Annotated in this window: 12 protein-coding genes and 1 pseudogene; 6 read left to right on the plus strand and 7 right to left on the minus strand. The window is 69.8% G+C overall.

Annotated elements, in window-relative coordinates:
- Entirely contained in the window at positions 1 to 1404 is a 1404-nt protein-coding gene (locus MKL11_RS17850) for a nucleobase:cation symporter-2 family protein (protein ID WP_243945724.1), read from the minus strand.
- Positions 1405 to 1598: 194 nt separating this feature from the next.
- Between MKL11_RS17850 and uraD the strand changes: the two genes are divergently transcribed.
- Both uraD and MKL11_RS17860 read left to right on the plus strand, forming a co-directional pair.
- Positions 1599 to 2483 (plus strand): 2-oxo-4-hydroxy-4-carboxy-5-ureidoimidazoline decarboxylase, encoded by an 885-nt coding sequence (gene uraD, locus MKL11_RS17855; protein ID WP_243945845.1) that lies wholly within the window; start codon positions 1599 to 1601, stop codon positions 2481 to 2483.
- A 366-nt stretch (positions 2484 to 2849) separates the two neighbouring features.
- Entirely contained in the window at positions 2850 to 3116 is a 267-nt protein-coding gene (locus tag MKL11_RS17860; protein ID WP_243945726.1) for a hypothetical protein, read from the plus strand.
- Positions 3117 to 3185: 69 nt separating this feature from the next.
- On the opposite strand, the gene MKL11_RS17865 is transcribed toward MKL11_RS17860, so the two are convergent.
- The 5 genes from MKL11_RS17865 to MKL11_RS17885 are packed head-to-tail and all read right to left on the minus strand — an operon-like array spanning position 3186 to position 8932.
- A complete protein-coding gene (locus MKL11_RS17865; RefSeq protein ID WP_243945728.1) occupies positions 3186 to 4247 on the minus strand; it encodes a BMP family ABC transporter substrate-binding protein in 1062 nt (353 codons plus the stop codon).
- A gap of 33 nt (positions 4248 to 4280) precedes the next feature.
- Positions 4281 to 5207 (minus strand): ABC transporter permease, encoded by a 927-nt coding sequence (locus MKL11_RS17870; protein WP_243945730.1) that lies wholly within the window; start codon positions 5205 to 5207, stop codon positions 4281 to 4283.
- Positions 5204 to 6280 carry an ABC transporter permease gene (locus MKL11_RS17875; protein ID WP_243945732.1) on the minus strand — a complete coding sequence of 359 codons (1077 nt, stop codon included), beginning with the start codon at positions 6278 to 6280 and terminating at the stop codon, positions 5204 to 5206. The genes MKL11_RS17870 and MKL11_RS17875 overlap by 4 nt, the downstream gene beginning before the upstream one ends.
- A gap of 15 nt (positions 6281 to 6295) precedes the next feature.
- Positions 6296 to 7894 (minus strand): ABC transporter ATP-binding protein, encoded by a 1599-nt coding sequence (locus MKL11_RS17880; RefSeq protein ID WP_243945734.1) that lies wholly within the window; start codon positions 7892 to 7894, stop codon positions 6296 to 6298.
- A gap of 30 nt (positions 7895 to 7924) precedes the next feature.
- Complete coding sequence (locus MKL11_RS17885) at positions 7925 to 8932, minus strand: hypothetical protein (RefSeq protein ID WP_243945737.1); 1008 nt, start codon at positions 8930 to 8932, stop codon at positions 7925 to 7927.
- A gap of 400 nt (positions 8933 to 9332) precedes the next feature.
- Between MKL11_RS17885 and MKL11_RS17890 the strand changes: the two genes are divergently transcribed.
- The 3 genes and pseudogenes from MKL11_RS17890 (at position 9333) to MKL11_RS17900 (ending at position 11869) form a co-directional block, all read left to right on the plus strand.
- Positions 9333 to 10028 (plus strand): cysteine hydrolase family protein, encoded by a 696-nt coding sequence (locus MKL11_RS17890; protein ID WP_243945739.1) that lies wholly within the window; start codon positions 9333 to 9335, stop codon positions 10026 to 10028.
- Positions 10029 to 10204: 176 nt separating this feature from the next.
- Positions 10205 to 11545 (plus strand): annotated as a pseudogene (guaD, locus tag MKL11_RS17895) (guanine deaminase).
- 81 nt (positions 11546 to 11626) lie between these two features.
- Complete coding sequence (locus MKL11_RS17900; protein WP_243945741.1) at positions 11627 to 11869, plus strand: hypothetical protein; 243 nt, start codon at positions 11627 to 11629, stop codon at positions 11867 to 11869.
- Between the two features lie 45 nt (positions 11870 to 11914).
- Here the strand turns inward: MKL11_RS17900 and MKL11_RS17905 are convergent, their stop codons facing one another.
- Entirely contained in the window at positions 11915 to 12574 is a 660-nt protein-coding gene (locus tag MKL11_RS17905) for a GntR family transcriptional regulator (protein WP_243945743.1), read from the minus strand.
- A 161-nt stretch (positions 12575 to 12735) separates the two neighbouring features.
- Between MKL11_RS17905 and MKL11_RS17910 the strand changes: the two genes are divergently transcribed.
- A complete protein-coding gene (locus MKL11_RS17910; RefSeq protein WP_243945745.1) occupies positions 12736 to 14088 on the plus strand; it encodes a nucleobase:cation symporter-2 family protein in 1353 nt (450 codons plus the stop codon).
- Positions 14089 to 14121 lie beyond the last annotated feature (33 nt).

Below are 14121 nucleotides of genomic sequence, written 5' to 3' on the forward strand. Positions count from 1 at the left end.
TCAATGCGCCTCTGCGGTCTTGGCTTGGCGGATGGCGGCCTCGCGCGCGTCCTCCGTGCTGCCGAGCCCGTTGAAGAACAGGTTCAGGAGCACCGCCGAGAGCGCGCAGAGCAGGATGCCGGATTCGAGCAGCGGATGCAGCGCCTGGGGCATCTGCCGGAAGAAGCCCGGCGCCACCAGGGGGATCATCCCGAAGCCCACCGAGACCGCGACCACGAACAGGTTGTTGCGGTTGTTGGCGAAATCGACGGCGCCGAGGATGCGCGTGCCGGTCGCCCCGACCATGCCGAACATCACGAGCCCCGCGCCCCCGAGGACGCATTGCGGCACGGCCTCGACCAGGGCGGCGAGCTTGGGAACCAGCCCGAGGCCCAGCATGATGAGCCCGCCGACCACCGCGACGTAGTGCGTGCGCACGCCGGTGACCCCGACGAGGCCGATATTCTGCGAGAAAGAGGTGTACGGGAAGGTGTTGAAGATGCCGCCGATCACGGTGCCGAGGCCGTCGCCGCGCAGGCCCCGGGTCAGGCGCGCCTCGTCGACCGGATCGGCGCAGATCTCGCTGAGGGCGAGGAACATGCCAGTTGACTCGATCATCACGACGATCATCACGATGCTCAGCGTGACCATCGAGACGGGATCGAAGCTCGGCCAGCCGAACGCGAAGGGGCGCACCACGTCGAACCACGGCGCGCTCGCCACGTGGCCGAGATCGACCAGCCCGAAGAAGCCGGCCACGACCATGCCGACGATGATGCCGATCAGCACCGAGGCCGAGCTGACGAAGCCGGTGCCGTATCGGGTGATCGCCAGGATCACGCAGAGGACGAAGGCCGCGATGGCCAGGTAGACGGGCGCGCCGTAGGCCGGGTTTCCGACCCCGCCGGCCGCCCAGTTCACGCCGACCCGCATTAGCGAGATGCCGATCACCAGGATGATGGTGCCCGTCACCACCGGCGGGAACAGCGGCAGCAGACGCCCGACCAGCGGCGCGACGAGGAGCGCGAACAGGCCCGCGGCGATCACCGCGCCGTAGATGCCGGCGAGCCCGATCTCGGGATTGCTCCCCATGGCGATCATCGGCGTGACCGCCGCGAAGGTGACGCCCATCATCACCGGCATCCGCACGCCGATCCCGGGCAGCCCCCAGCTCTGGACCAGGGTGGCGAGGCCTCCGGCGAACAGGTCGGCGCTCACCAGCATCGCCACCTGCTCCGGCGCCAGCTTCAGCGCCCGCCCCACGATGAGCGGCACCGCCACCGCGCCCGCATACATCACCAGCACGTGCTGGAGCCCGAGCAGGCCGAGGGCGAGAGGGCCGACCCGGCCCACGGGCGCGGTGGCCGGCCCGAGCGGGACGGGACCCGAGGCTGCGGAAGGCTCTGACCGGACGGCGCGCGACATCGTGGAGACTCTCCCGAGGCGCAGTAGGCCGACAGCCGGATCGCGGCCCGATGCGCCAGGACCTGAGATGCGCAAGCCATATGCCACGCCCCCGTTTCGACGCCCGCCAGGGCGGCGGCGGCGACCGGTCGATCTCTGGCGTGTGGCCCGTTGCCTGCTTTACGATCACCCTGGAATGGGACGGTGCGGGCGCGATGACGTTTTCCCTCGCAGATCTCGACGGCATGCCGGAGACCGACTTCGTCGCGGCGCTGGGGGCGGTGTTCGAGCACGCGCCCTGGGTCGCCTGGGCCGCCGCGGCGCGGCGCCCGTTCGGCACCGTCGCCGCGCTCCACGCGGCGATGTGCGCGGTGGTCGAAGCCGCGCCGGAGGCGACGCGCCACGCCTTGCTGGCCGGCCATCCCGAGCTCGCCGGCCGCGCCGCCCGCGACGGCGCCATCGCGCCCGACTCGGTCGCGGAGCAGGCGGCGGCCGGCCTCGACCGGCTCTCGGATGCGGAATATGCGCGCTTCGCGGCGATGAATGCCGCCTACCGGAGCCGGTTCGGCATCCCCTTCATCCTCTGCGTGAAGCGCCATGGCCGCGCCTCGCTCATGGCCGCCTTCGAGGATCGCCTCGCCTCCGATCCGGAGACCGAGTTCCGCACGGCGCAGGTCGAGGTCTTCCGCATCGCCGCCATCCGCCTCGGCGCCCTGGTCGAGGGGGACGGTACATTGCGCACCACCGGCCGGATCTCCACCCACGTGCTCGACACGATGCTGGGCAAGCCGGCCGCGGGGGTCGCCGTCGAGCTGGTCGAGATCGTCTCGGAGACGGAGGCCGCGCGCGTCGCACGCGCGCATACCAATGCCGACGGCCGCACCGACGCGCCGCTGATCGGCGGACGCCCGGTTCCGATCGCCATCTACGAGCTTCGCTTCGCGCTCGGCGATTACCACCGCCGGCTCGGGATCGACCTGCCGCGGCCGGCCTTTCTCGACGTGGTGCCCCTGCGCTTCGGTGTGGCCGAGCCGGAGGCGCATTACCACGTGCCGCTGGTCGCGACCCCGTGGAGCTTTCAGACCTACCGGGGCAGCTGAGGCCCGCGGCACGGGGTTTGCGGCGGAGGCGGCGGGCCCCGTCGAGACTTCAGGAGCGGACTGGATGCGGATCGTCCGCCTGGGAGCGATCGCGGTGCTGGCAGCGGGCGCCTGGCTCGGCCTGGGAGCCCGCTTCGAGGGTGGCCTGCCTGCAATCCCGCCGCAGGCGGCGGCGCAGGGCACCCTGACACCTCCGGCGGGGCAACCGAGCATCACGGCGCCCGGCGGCCTGCGCGGTCGCGGGGCCCGCCGCCGCGGTTTTCGCCTCTTCCATAGGCATCGATACCATCGGCGCTGACACGGCGGAACCAGCGGACGCCTGCACCATTCGTTCCGATTACAGAATTCATCGGGAACGAGGCGATCATGCGAAAGACAACGGCCGTCATACTGGCCCTCTGCGGGCTTCTCGGCGCTGCCGGCGCCGCCTCGGCGCAATCCTACAGCGCGCCGGCCGGGCGCGATCCCTCCACCGCGCCGGGCGGCACGGAAGGCCTCGCCGGACCGCGCAACGAGACTGAATCGATCCGGTCGGGTGACGCCGTCGAGGTTCCGCCGAGCCGCGGCGGGGTCGCCGTCGAGGAGCCGGCCATGCCGCCGCCCAGCGCCGGCGAGGCGCCCGCCAGCCGCTGACGGCCCGCATTGAACGGCGCCGATCCCGAGCCGCGTCGGGATCGGCGTGAACCTGCGGTGCCGGTCGCCCTACTGGGGCAGCTTGTCGTCGATGCCCTTCACGTACCAGTTCATGCCGAGGATCATCGGATCGGGGGCGGTCTCGCCGTCCTTGACCGCGACGGTCCCGTCCTGCTTCGTCACCGGACCGGCGAAGGGGTGTGTCCGGCCCGCCGCGATCGCCTTCACGGTGTCCTCGGCCATGGCCTTTACGTCGGCGGGCATGTTGGTGAAGGGGGCGAGCACGACCAAGCCGTCCTTGATCCCGCCCCAGGTGTCGTGGCTCTTCCACGAGCCGTCGAGCACGGCCTTGGCCTCGCTGATCACGTAGCCGTTCCAGTCGTCGACGATCGACGTGAGCTGGGCCTTCGGGGCGAAGCGGTACTGGTCGGAGGATTGCCCGAAGCCGAGCTTGCCCTGCTTCTCGGCCTCCTGCAGCGGGGCGGCCGAATCCGTGTGCTGGGTCAGGATGTCGGCGCCCTGCGCCAACAGGGCCTTGGCGGCCTCGGCCTCCTTGCCCGGGTCGAACCAGGTGTTCACCCAGACGATCTTCACCTTCACGTTCGGGTTGACCGACTGCGCGCCGAGCATGAAGGCGTTGATTCCGCTCACCACCTCGGGGATCGGGAAGGACGCGATGTAGCCGACCGTCCCGGTCTTCGACAGCTTGGCCGCGATCTTCCCGCAGACGTACCGGCCCTCGTAGAACCGGGCCGAGTAGGTCGAGACGTTGGCCGCGCGCTTGTAGCCGGTGGCGTGCTCGAACTTCACATTCGGGAATTTCCTGGCGACCTTCAGGGTCGGCTCCATGAAGCCGAACGACGTGGTGAAGATCAGGCCCATGCCGGAGCGCGCGAGCTTCTCGATCGCCCGCTCGCTGTCGGCCTCGGGCACGTTCTCCAGGTAGGTGGTCTCGACCGTGTCGGGCATAGCCTCGGCCAGGGCCTTGCGGCTCAGGTCGTGCTGGAACGAGTAGCCGTAATCGGCCACCGGCCCGACATAAACGAAGCCCACCTTGAGCTTGCCCTCGGCCTGTGCCGGGCCGAGCAGGAGAAGGATTGCGCCGAGGCCGGCGCAGAAGGAATGTCGCATGGTCACTCGTGTCCTCTCCGGTGGACGGCACCGCTAGCGGTGCGGGGTGAAGTCGCGCCCCAGGGCGGCGGGTGCGAGCGAACCGCCCTGCCGCCGCCCGAGGGACAGCAGGACGAGGGCGACGATCGTCGCAACGTAGGGAAGCGCCGAGAGCGCCTGTCCGGGCAGGCCGATGCTCGCCGCCTGGGCATGGAGCTGCAGCACCGTGGCGCCTCCGAACAGGATCGCCCCGGCCACCAGCCGCGCCGGCCGCCACGAGGCGAAGACGACGAGCGCCAGGGCGATCCAGCCGCGGCCCGCGGTCATCGCGGGGGCCCAGAACGGGGTGTAGGCCAGCGACAGGTAGGAGCCGGCGAGCCCGGCACAGGCGCCCCCGAACAGCACGGCCAGGAAGCGCAGCTGGCGCACCGGCAGGCCGAGGGCGTGGGTGGCGGTGTGGTCGTCGCCGATCGCGCGCAGGATCAGGCCGCCCCGCGTCCGCCACAGGAACCACGAGACGGCGCAGGTCAGGGCCAGGCCCGCGTACACGAAGGCGTCCTGGCCGAACAGGAGCCGGCCGATCCCGGGCAGGTCGCTCAGGACGGGGATCTCGAGATGCGGTGCGGGATCCCGCTTCAGGCCGACATACGGGGCGCCGACGAGCCCCGACAGGCCGAGCCCGAGAATCGTGAGCGCGAGACCGGATGCGACCTGGTTGGCCGCGAGCCCGACGGTTAGCAGCCCGAACAGGGCCGCCAGCCCCAATCCGGCGCCGGCGCCGGCCAGGGCGCCCAGGAGGGTCGAGCCGGTCTCGATAGCGGCGGCGAAGCCGACGGCCGCCCCGCAGATCATCATGCCCTCGACGCCGAGGTTGAGCACGCCCGCACGCTCGACCACCAGCTCGCCGATCGCGGCGATGATCAGCGGGGTCGCCGCCGTCAGCACCGTCACCAGGATCATCTGGACCATGTCGAGGGTCATCGCGCACCTCCCGGGACGAGGCGGACCTTGAAGCGGGTCAGGACGTCCGCCCCCAGGACGAAGGCGAGCAACAAGCCCTGGAAGGCCCGCGTCAGGTCGAGGGGAAGCCTGAGGTCGATCTGCGCGCCCTCGCCGCCGATCGTGGTGAGCGCGATCACGAGGGCGGCGACGAGGATGCCAGGGGGCGAGAGCCGCCCGAGAAAGGCGACGATGATCGCCGTGAAGCCGTAGCCCGGCGAGATCGTCGGCTGGAGCTGGCCGATCTTGCCGGCGACTTCCGCGATCCCCGCGAGCCCCGCCGCCCCGCCCGAGACGGCGAAGGCGGCGAGCGTCAGGCGGGCCTCGCTGAAGCCGGCGAACCGGGCGGCGCGGGGGCTCGCCCCGACGACCCGCACCTCGAACCCGAACAGGGTCCGCCCGAGGACGATCGTGGCCAGAACGACGGACGCGAAGGCGACGAGCACGCCCGCATGCAGGGTTTCCCCCTCCATCAGGTAGGGCAGGCGCGCGGCGGCATCGAAAGGGACGCTCTGTGGGAAATTGTATCCGGCCGGGTCGCGCAACGGGCCCCGGGCCATGTAGTCGAGGAGTAGTTCCGCGACGTAGACCAGCATCAGGCTGGTCAGGATCTCGGAGACGCCGAGCCGGACCTTCAGCACAGCCGGGATCATCGCGTAGGCGATGCCGGCGAGCGTTCCGCCGACGAGCATCGCCGGCAGGATCCACAGGATGAAGCCCGCGCTGCCCTGGGTGGCGAGGGCGACGCAGCCGCCGGCGAGGCCCCCGACCACGAACTGGCCCTCGGCACCGATATTCCACAGGTTCGCCCGGTAGCAGAAGGCCAGACCCGTCGCGATCAGGGCGAGCGGCGCGGCCTTCAGGGCGATCTCCTGCAGGGACCACAGCTCGGACAGCGGCGCGATGAAGTAGGCCGCAAAAGCCGCCGTCGGCGAGACGCCGAGCAGGGCGACGGCCACGCCGCCGAGCAGCACGGCGGCGAGGAAGGACAGGGCCGGCGCGAGGATGGCGGCGAGCGGCGAGCGGCCGGCGCGCGGCACGAGGTCAAGGCGCATGGTTACGTCGCGTGGTTACGTTGCATGGGCCGCGCCTTCGCGGATGCGGCCGGGCGGGACGACCGGGTGGCCGCCCATCAGCAGGCCCACCGCCTCGCGGGAGGTCTCGGCGCGCGGCACGGCCCGCGACAGGGTGCCGGCCTGGAGGACCGCGATGGAGCCGGCGATCGCGAACAGTTCGTCGAGGTCCTGACTGATCACCAGGATGGCGCTCCCGCGCGCGGCGAGGTCGATCAGCGCTTGGCGGATGCGCGCGGCTGCCGCCGCGTCGACGCCCCAGGTCGGCTGATCGACCACGAGCACCCCGGGCTCGGCCAGGATCTCGCGTCCGACGACGAACTTCTGCAGGTTGCCCCCCGACAGGGTGCCGGCGGCCGGGTCCGGGCCGGTCTTGCGAACATCGAACGCCTCGATCACCCGGGCCGCCAGCGCCCGAGCCGCGGCCCGGCGTACGAGCCCGAAGCGCGTGAGCGAGGCGGTCGCGTATCGGGAGAGCACGGCGTTCTCCGAAAGGCTCAGGCCGGGCGCCGCGGCGTGGCCGTTGCGCTCCTCGGGCACGAAAGCGGCTCCGAGACGCCGCCGCGCGTTGATGTCGAGGCGGCCGGCGGGTGTCCCGTCGATGCAGACGGCGCCGTCCTCCGGCGCGCGGGCCTCCCCCGAGAGCGCCGCGAACAGTTCCGACTGGCCGTTGCCCGCGATCCCTGCGATGCCGAAGATCTCGCCGCCCCGGACGCCGAGCGAGATGTCGCGCAGGCCAGTGGCGTGCAGGCCGGGGGCGGGCAGCGACAGCCGGTCGAGGCGCAGGCGCTCCGGTCCCGCCAGCGGCGACCGTGCGGGGGCCGCCGCGCGTGTCAGCGCGCGGACCTCCTCGCCGACCATCATGGCGGCGAGGGAGCCGGCGCTCTCCGTCCGCGGATCGCAGGCGCCGACGACCCGGCCGCCGCGCAGGATCGTGGCGCGGGCGCAGAGGCGGCGCACCTCGTCGAGCCGGTGCGAGATGTAGAGCAGCGCCCGGCCCTCGTCCCGCAGGCGCTCCAGCACGGCGAACAGGTTCTCCGCTTCGCCGGGCGTGAGCACCGACGTCGGCTCGTCGAGGATCACGAGCTTCGGGTCCTGGAGCAGGCAGCGCACGATCTCGATGCGCTGACGCTCCCCCGCCGACAGCGACCAGACCGGGCGATCCAGGTCGAGGTGCAGGCCATAGGTCCGGCCGAGGGCCGCGATCCGGTCAGCGAGCGCCCTGCGGCCGAGGCCCTTGCCCATCACGAGGGCGATGTTCTCGGCGACCGTCAGGTTCTCGCACAGTGAAAAGTGCTGGAACACCATGCCGATGCCGAGCCGGCGGGCCGCCTCCGGGCTGGCGAGCCTCACCGTCTCGCCGCGATGCGTGACGACGCCCTCCGTCGGCTCCAGGAGGCCGTAGAGGATCTTCATCAGCGTGGATTTGCCGGCCCCGTTCTCGCCGAGCAGGGCATGGATCTCGCCGGCCCGGATCTCGAGATCGATGCGGTCGTTGGCGATGAAGGCGCCGAAGCGCTTCACGATGCCGTAGGCGCCGAACAGCGGCCTCGGATCGCCCGAGGCGGGCGTCGGCTCAGTCGCCGCGATCGTCATCCAGCCCCTCCGCGATGCCGAGACAGCGCCTCAGAAGACGTGGAAGGCGAACCCCGCCAGGAAGCTCTTCTCCTCGGTCCCCTTGAAGGTCGTGGTCTCCACGTTGCCGAATTTGTTCAGCCAGTACTGGAAGCCGATGAAGACATCGACCTTGTTCGGCTGGTCGTAGATCAGCTTGCCGAGATCGAGCACGAGGTTCGTGCGCGAGAGGAATTCGAGGCCGCGCGGCGGGTTGTACTGGAAGTCCGCGACGTTGCGCACGCCGCGTCCCTTCGGCAACACGATGTTGTTGAACCCGGTCAGGCTGAGCGGCAGCCCGGTGAACGTCAGCGGGAAGTTGTAGACGAGCTCGAATTCCGGAACGGCGTCGAAGCTCTGGTCGCGATCCGGCTGGAGGTTGAAACCGTTGCGGTTCCATTCCTTGTAGACGTGCGTGCTGAGATTGAGGAATCCCGCCGGCACGTCGAAGGAGAAGTTCAGGCCGCCGACGATATCGCGCTTCTTCGAGCCGAACGCATCGTTCTGCGAATTGGCGTCGAAGCCGAAGGCGAGCGACACGTCCTTGACGAGTCCGGGAATCGTGAACGCCTTGGTGCCGGTAAGCGCGTTCAGGCTGAGGGTGCCGCGGTACAGGCCGTAGGCTTCGGTATTGCCGTAATCGGAGAAGGCCGGCGAGCCGACGCTGCCCGGCGGGTTGGTGGTGCCCGCCGGGAACTGCGAGCCCGACTTCAGGATGTCGAGGGAGAAGAAGTTGGTGCCGTAGGCCCAGGCATCGGCATGCGCGATGTTGAGGATCTGCTTGGGCGCCTCCCGGGAGACGAAGCTGCCGTCCGCCCGCTGGATCTGGACGCCGGGCGAGACCGTCGGGAACTGGTAGCGATAGCTGACCTGCGTGTCGGCAAAGAGGAAGAACGGCACATCGGCCACGGCCGCCGCTTCGGGCGCCTTATCCTTCTTCCCGGCTTCAAGGTCTGCCGCATGCGCGGCCCCGATCATCAAGGCTGGCACTAAAGCCGCCGCGAGTCCGCGCCTGAACATCGTCTCGGTCCCCCGGCTTCGCAAAGCATCGGGAGAGCGGCCGCAACCGATATGCCAACGCTCGGGCTCAGCGTGCCGCCGGCCGCACGCGTCATAAAAATGCAACAGGCGCCGGACTGGCGGACGCGATCCGCCCGAGGGCACGGCGGGCCTCGGTGATCGTCCGCCGGGCGGTCGTACGGTCCTCGCTGCCAGGATCGGCCAAGCAACGAAGCGGCCTTGTTCCGCATGCGCTGCCATTCTGCACGGTCCCTGACTAGGGCGCCGATACGGCGTCAGGGCGATGGCGATCCGCGCGTGGTGGGCTTGACCTGGTGTACGCGCATGCATTTCCCGTCCGCACACAGCATCATTCCCCCGGGACGCCGATGATTCGGGCGCTCCCCCGAGGGCACGCTCCATGACCACGGCCACGGTGACCCGCTGCCTCGCAGCCGAGCCCTCGCCGCTCGCGTTCGAGCCTGCGGGCACGGCGCTGGTGATCATCGACATGCAGCGCGACTTCCTCCAGCCTGGGGGCTTCGGGGCGAGCCTCGGTAACGACGTCTCGCTCCTGGCCAAAGCGGTCCCGCCGGCGCGGGCGGTGCTCGCGGCAGCCCGCCGCGCCGGGCTACTGGTGGTGCACACGCGCGAAGGCCACCGGCCGGACCTGTCGGATGCCCCGCCGGCCAAGCTCGCCCGCGGCCGGCCGTCCGCCCGCATCGGCGATCCGGGCCCGATGGGCCGGATCCTGATCCGCGGCGAGGCCGGCCATGACATCATCCCGGACCTGCGGCCCGAACCCGGCGAGCCGATCATCGACAAACCCGGCAAGGGCGCCTTCTACGCCACCGACCTCGCCGGCATCCTGAGCGCCCGGCGCATCGACACCCTCCTCGTCTGCGGCGTGACCACCGAGGTCTGCGTCCACACCACCGTGCGCGAGGCCAACGATCGCGGCTACCGCTGCGCCGTCGTCGCGGACGCCTGCGGCTCGTATATCCCGGACTTCCACACCGCTGGGCTGGCGATGATCAAGGCGCAGGGCGGGATCTTCGGCTGGGTCGCCGAGTCCGCCGCCGTCATCGCCGCCCTCGACGGATCGGCACCGCCATGAGCCTCCGTCCCGGCAGGCATATTGCTACGCCTGCCGGGACGATGCGCGGCGTTCGGATCGCGTGGGCTCGCTGATCGAGGGCTCAAGCGCAGGACAGGACGCTCGTGGCCCGGTCGATCGCGACTTTCGTCCGGTTCGCATGCGCCGGGACCGGCGGCGCACGTGGAGGAAGCGCGATGAAAGCGATCCGCGGGCAGGCCGTCAGCCTGCGGGGCAACCCGTTCCTGAGCGAGGACTGCCTCGAACACGTCGCCGATGCGCTCATCCTCATGGAGGACGGGCGCATCACGGCCTTCGGCCCCTATGCGCAGCTCGCGGGCATGCTCCCCGCCGGCGTCGAGGTCGTGACGTACGAGAACGCCCTGATCCTGCCGGGACTGATCGACACCCACGTCCATTACCCGCAGTTGCAGATGATCGCCTCCTACGGTGAGCAACTGCTCGCCTGGCTCGACAAGTACACCTTTCCGGCCGAGCTTCAGTTCGCCGACGCGGCGCATGCGGAAGCGGTCGCCAAGCTGTTCTTCCGCGAGATCCTGGCCGCTGGCACCACCACGGCGGTGGTGTATTGCACGGTGCATCCCAGCTCGGTCTAGGCGTTCTTCGCCGAGTCAGAGCGCTTCAAGACGCGCATGATCGCCGGCAAGGTGCTGATGGACCGCAACGCCCCGGCGGCGCTCCTGGATACGGCCCAGCGCGGCTACGACGAGAGCATTGCGCTGATCACGCGCTGGCACGGACGCGGTCGGCAGCATTACTGCGTCACGCCGCGCTTCGCACCGAGTTGCACCGAGGCGCAGCTTGATGCGGCCGGCGCACTCCTGCGGGAACACGACGACCTCTTCCTTCAGACGCATCTCTGCGAGAACACCAACGAGATCGCCTGGGTCAGAGAGCTGTTTCCTGAGCGGAAGAGCTACCTCGACGTCTACGCCCATGCCGGCCTCGTCGGTCCGCGCTCGGTCCTCGGCCACGCGATCCACGTGAGCGAGGCCGATTTCTGCACCTGCCATTCCAGCGGGGCGGCGCTCGCCCATTGCCCGACCTCGAACGGCTTCCTGGGCAGCGGCCTGTTCCGGCTGTTCGACGCCCTCGATCCGAAGCGCCCCGTGCGGGTCGGGCTCGGCACCGATGTCGGCGCGGGCACCACTCTCTCTCTGCTCAAGACGCTGGGGGAAGCCTACAAGGTCGCGGCCCTGCGGGGCACCAAGCTCGATGCGGTCCGGGCGTTCTGGCTTGCCACCCTGGGCGGCGCCGAAGCCCTCCGCCTCGACGACCGGATCGGGCGGATCGCGCCAGGCCATGACGCCGACCTCTGCGTGCTCGACCTCGCGGCCACACCGCTTCTCGGCTTCCGCACCGGCACCTGCGGCGGCATCGAGGAACTCCTGTTCGTGCTGATGACGCTGGGGGACCACCGCACGGTCCGCGCCACCTGGGTGGCGGGGGAATGCGTCTACGACAATCGTCGCCCGGGCGACCCTCTGCGCTATCCCGCGCCGGACGCCATGGCCTGAACGGGCGACCGCGCTCCGTCCGTCAGTATTCATCTTGGCGCGGCGCTTGCTTCAGCTTGGCTGTCGCTCATAGGGAAGATCATGCGCCGGCTGTATCTCGTGCTCGCCCTTCTCGTCGCCCTTCCGGGTGCGGCGCTTGCGCAAAGCTACACCGCGCCCGCGCCGACCGACGTGCCGTCCTCCGGCACCCGGGAGCTGAACAAGGCCGATCGCAAGACCGCCTGCACGCAGGAGGCGGACCGGCGCAACATGCGCGGCCTGCCGCGCCAGCAATACCGCGCCGCCTGTCGCGGCCGTGCGATACCGAGGCGGCTCAACTCCTGAGGAATTGGATTCCCAAGCTGCTGCAGCCGGGTCCTCCCGACCGTATCAGGCGGCCCGCGTCGCGGTGAGACCGATGAACGTGTCTTCCACCAGGCTGACATGGTTCAGCATGGCCGCATGCGCAGCCGCGGCATCGCCTGACACGATTGCCTGCATGATGCGCTCGTGCTCGGCCTGCGAGCGCGGCAGGCGTCCGGGACTGCGGAACTGGGCGCGACGATAGGGGTCGAGGCGCCGGCGCAGGCCGACGGCCATATCCGCCAGGATGCCGTTGTGGCTGCCCGCGTAGATCAGGGCGTGGAAGGTCAGGTTCGCCTCGATGAACCCGGCGACATCGTCGCTCTCGACGAGCGCGCCCATGCGCTCGTGCTGGTTCTGGAGGCGCCTGCGTTCGATCGGCGTCATGCTCATCGCCGACAGCCGGGCGCAGGTCGCCTCCAGCTCGCCCATGGCGACGAACATGACCTCGAGTTGCGCGGGCGTGATCTCGGCGACGACGGCGCTCCGTCGCGGTCTCAGTTCGACCAGACCCGTGGCGGCCAGGGAGCGAATCGCCTCCCGGACCGGCGTCCGCGAGACCGCGTATTGCTCCGCCAGTCCATGCTCGTCGAGACGTGTACCCGGTGCGAGCACGCCGGAGAGGATCGCATCGCCGATCTCCGCGGCCAGCTTGTCCGTCTGCGTCTGCTTGTTCGAAGACGTCATCTCACGGTCTCGTTCACGTCGCGGATGATCATCGATCCGGCACCTGCCCAACGCAAGCACGGCATGCATTCGTGATTTGTGCAATGCCGCACAACATTTTGGCATGCGGAAATCAAAAACTGCATGCAAAATCGCGAGGTCGCATGCCGTTGGAGATGACCATGGCCGAGCCCGTGCACCCCGTCGATGAAGTCCTGCCCGCGCCGCGCCTGTTCGCGCTCGGCCTGCAGCACGTCCTGGTCATGTACGCCAACGCGGTGGCCGTGCCGCTCATCCTCGGCGCAGCCCTCAAGCTGCCCAAGGATCAGATCGCCCTGCTGATCAACGCGGACCTGTTCGCCTGCGGGATCGCGACGCTGGTGCAGACGATCGGCTTCGGGCCCTTCGGCATTCGCCTGCCGGTCATCATGGGCGTGACCGCCGTCTCGATCTCGCCGATGCTCGCGATGGCCGCCATGCCCGGCGTCGGGCTCAACGGCATCTACGGCGCGGTGATCGTCGGCGGTGTGTTCGGGCTGTGCGTTGCGCCGTTCGTCAGGCACGTGCTGCGCTTCTTCCCGGCCGTGGTCACGGGCACGATCATCACGATGATCGGTGTCGTGCTCATGCGCGTCGGTGTGAACTGGGCCGGTGGCGGGGCTGCGGCGGCCGATTTCGGCGCCGGCGGCTATCTCGCGGTGGCGGGTCTCGTCCTGGCCGTGATCCTCTTGATCATCCGCTTCGGGACCGGCTTCCTGGCCAATATGGCCGTCCTGCTCGGCGTGACCGCCGGTTACCTCGTCACCATCGCGCTGGGCTGGACCGACTTCTCCGGCATCCAGGCGGAGCCCTGGCTGCGCATCGTGCTGCCGCTCCAGTTCGGTGTCCCGACCTTCGACCTGATCCCGTGCCTGACGATGTGCCTCGTGATGACGATCGTGTTCATCGAGGCCACGGGCATGTTCCTGGCGCTGGGGGCGATGACCGGCCGTGCGGTCGGTCCCGAGGACATCAAGCGCGGCCTGCGCGCCGACTCCCTCGGCACCCTGATCGGCGGCCTCTTCAACACCTTCCCGTACGTGTCCTACTCGCAGAACATCGGGCTGGTCGGCGTGACGAACGTCTACAGCCGCTGGGTCTGCGCGGCGGGCGGCGTGATCATGCTGGCCCTGGGCCTCGTGCCCAAGCTCGCCTTCATCGTCGCCTCGGTGCCTCAATGCGTGCTCGGCGGGGCCGGCTTCATCATGTTCGGGATGGTCGCCGCCACCGGCATCAAGATCCTGAAGAGCGTCGACTACGCCAAGGCGCCGCACAATACGATCGTCGTGGCGATTTCGATCGGCTTCGGTCTGATCCCGATCGTCTCGCCGAACTTCTTCCGGATCTTCCCCGCGGAATTGAAGCCGATCTTCGGCGACGGCATCATCCTGACTGCGATCGCGGCCGTGCTCCTGAACGCGTATTTCAACCGCACGACCGAAGACGAGGCGAACGAGGACGCCGTGCTCGCGGCGCAGGGCGCCAGCCACATCTGAACGGGCACCATTCCGAGCGTCTTCGGGGCGGAA

It is taken from the genome of Methylobacterium sp. J-077 (assembly GCF_022829365.1).
Classification (GTDB): Bacteria; Pseudomonadota; Alphaproteobacteria; order Rhizobiales; family Beijerinckiaceae; genus Methylobacterium.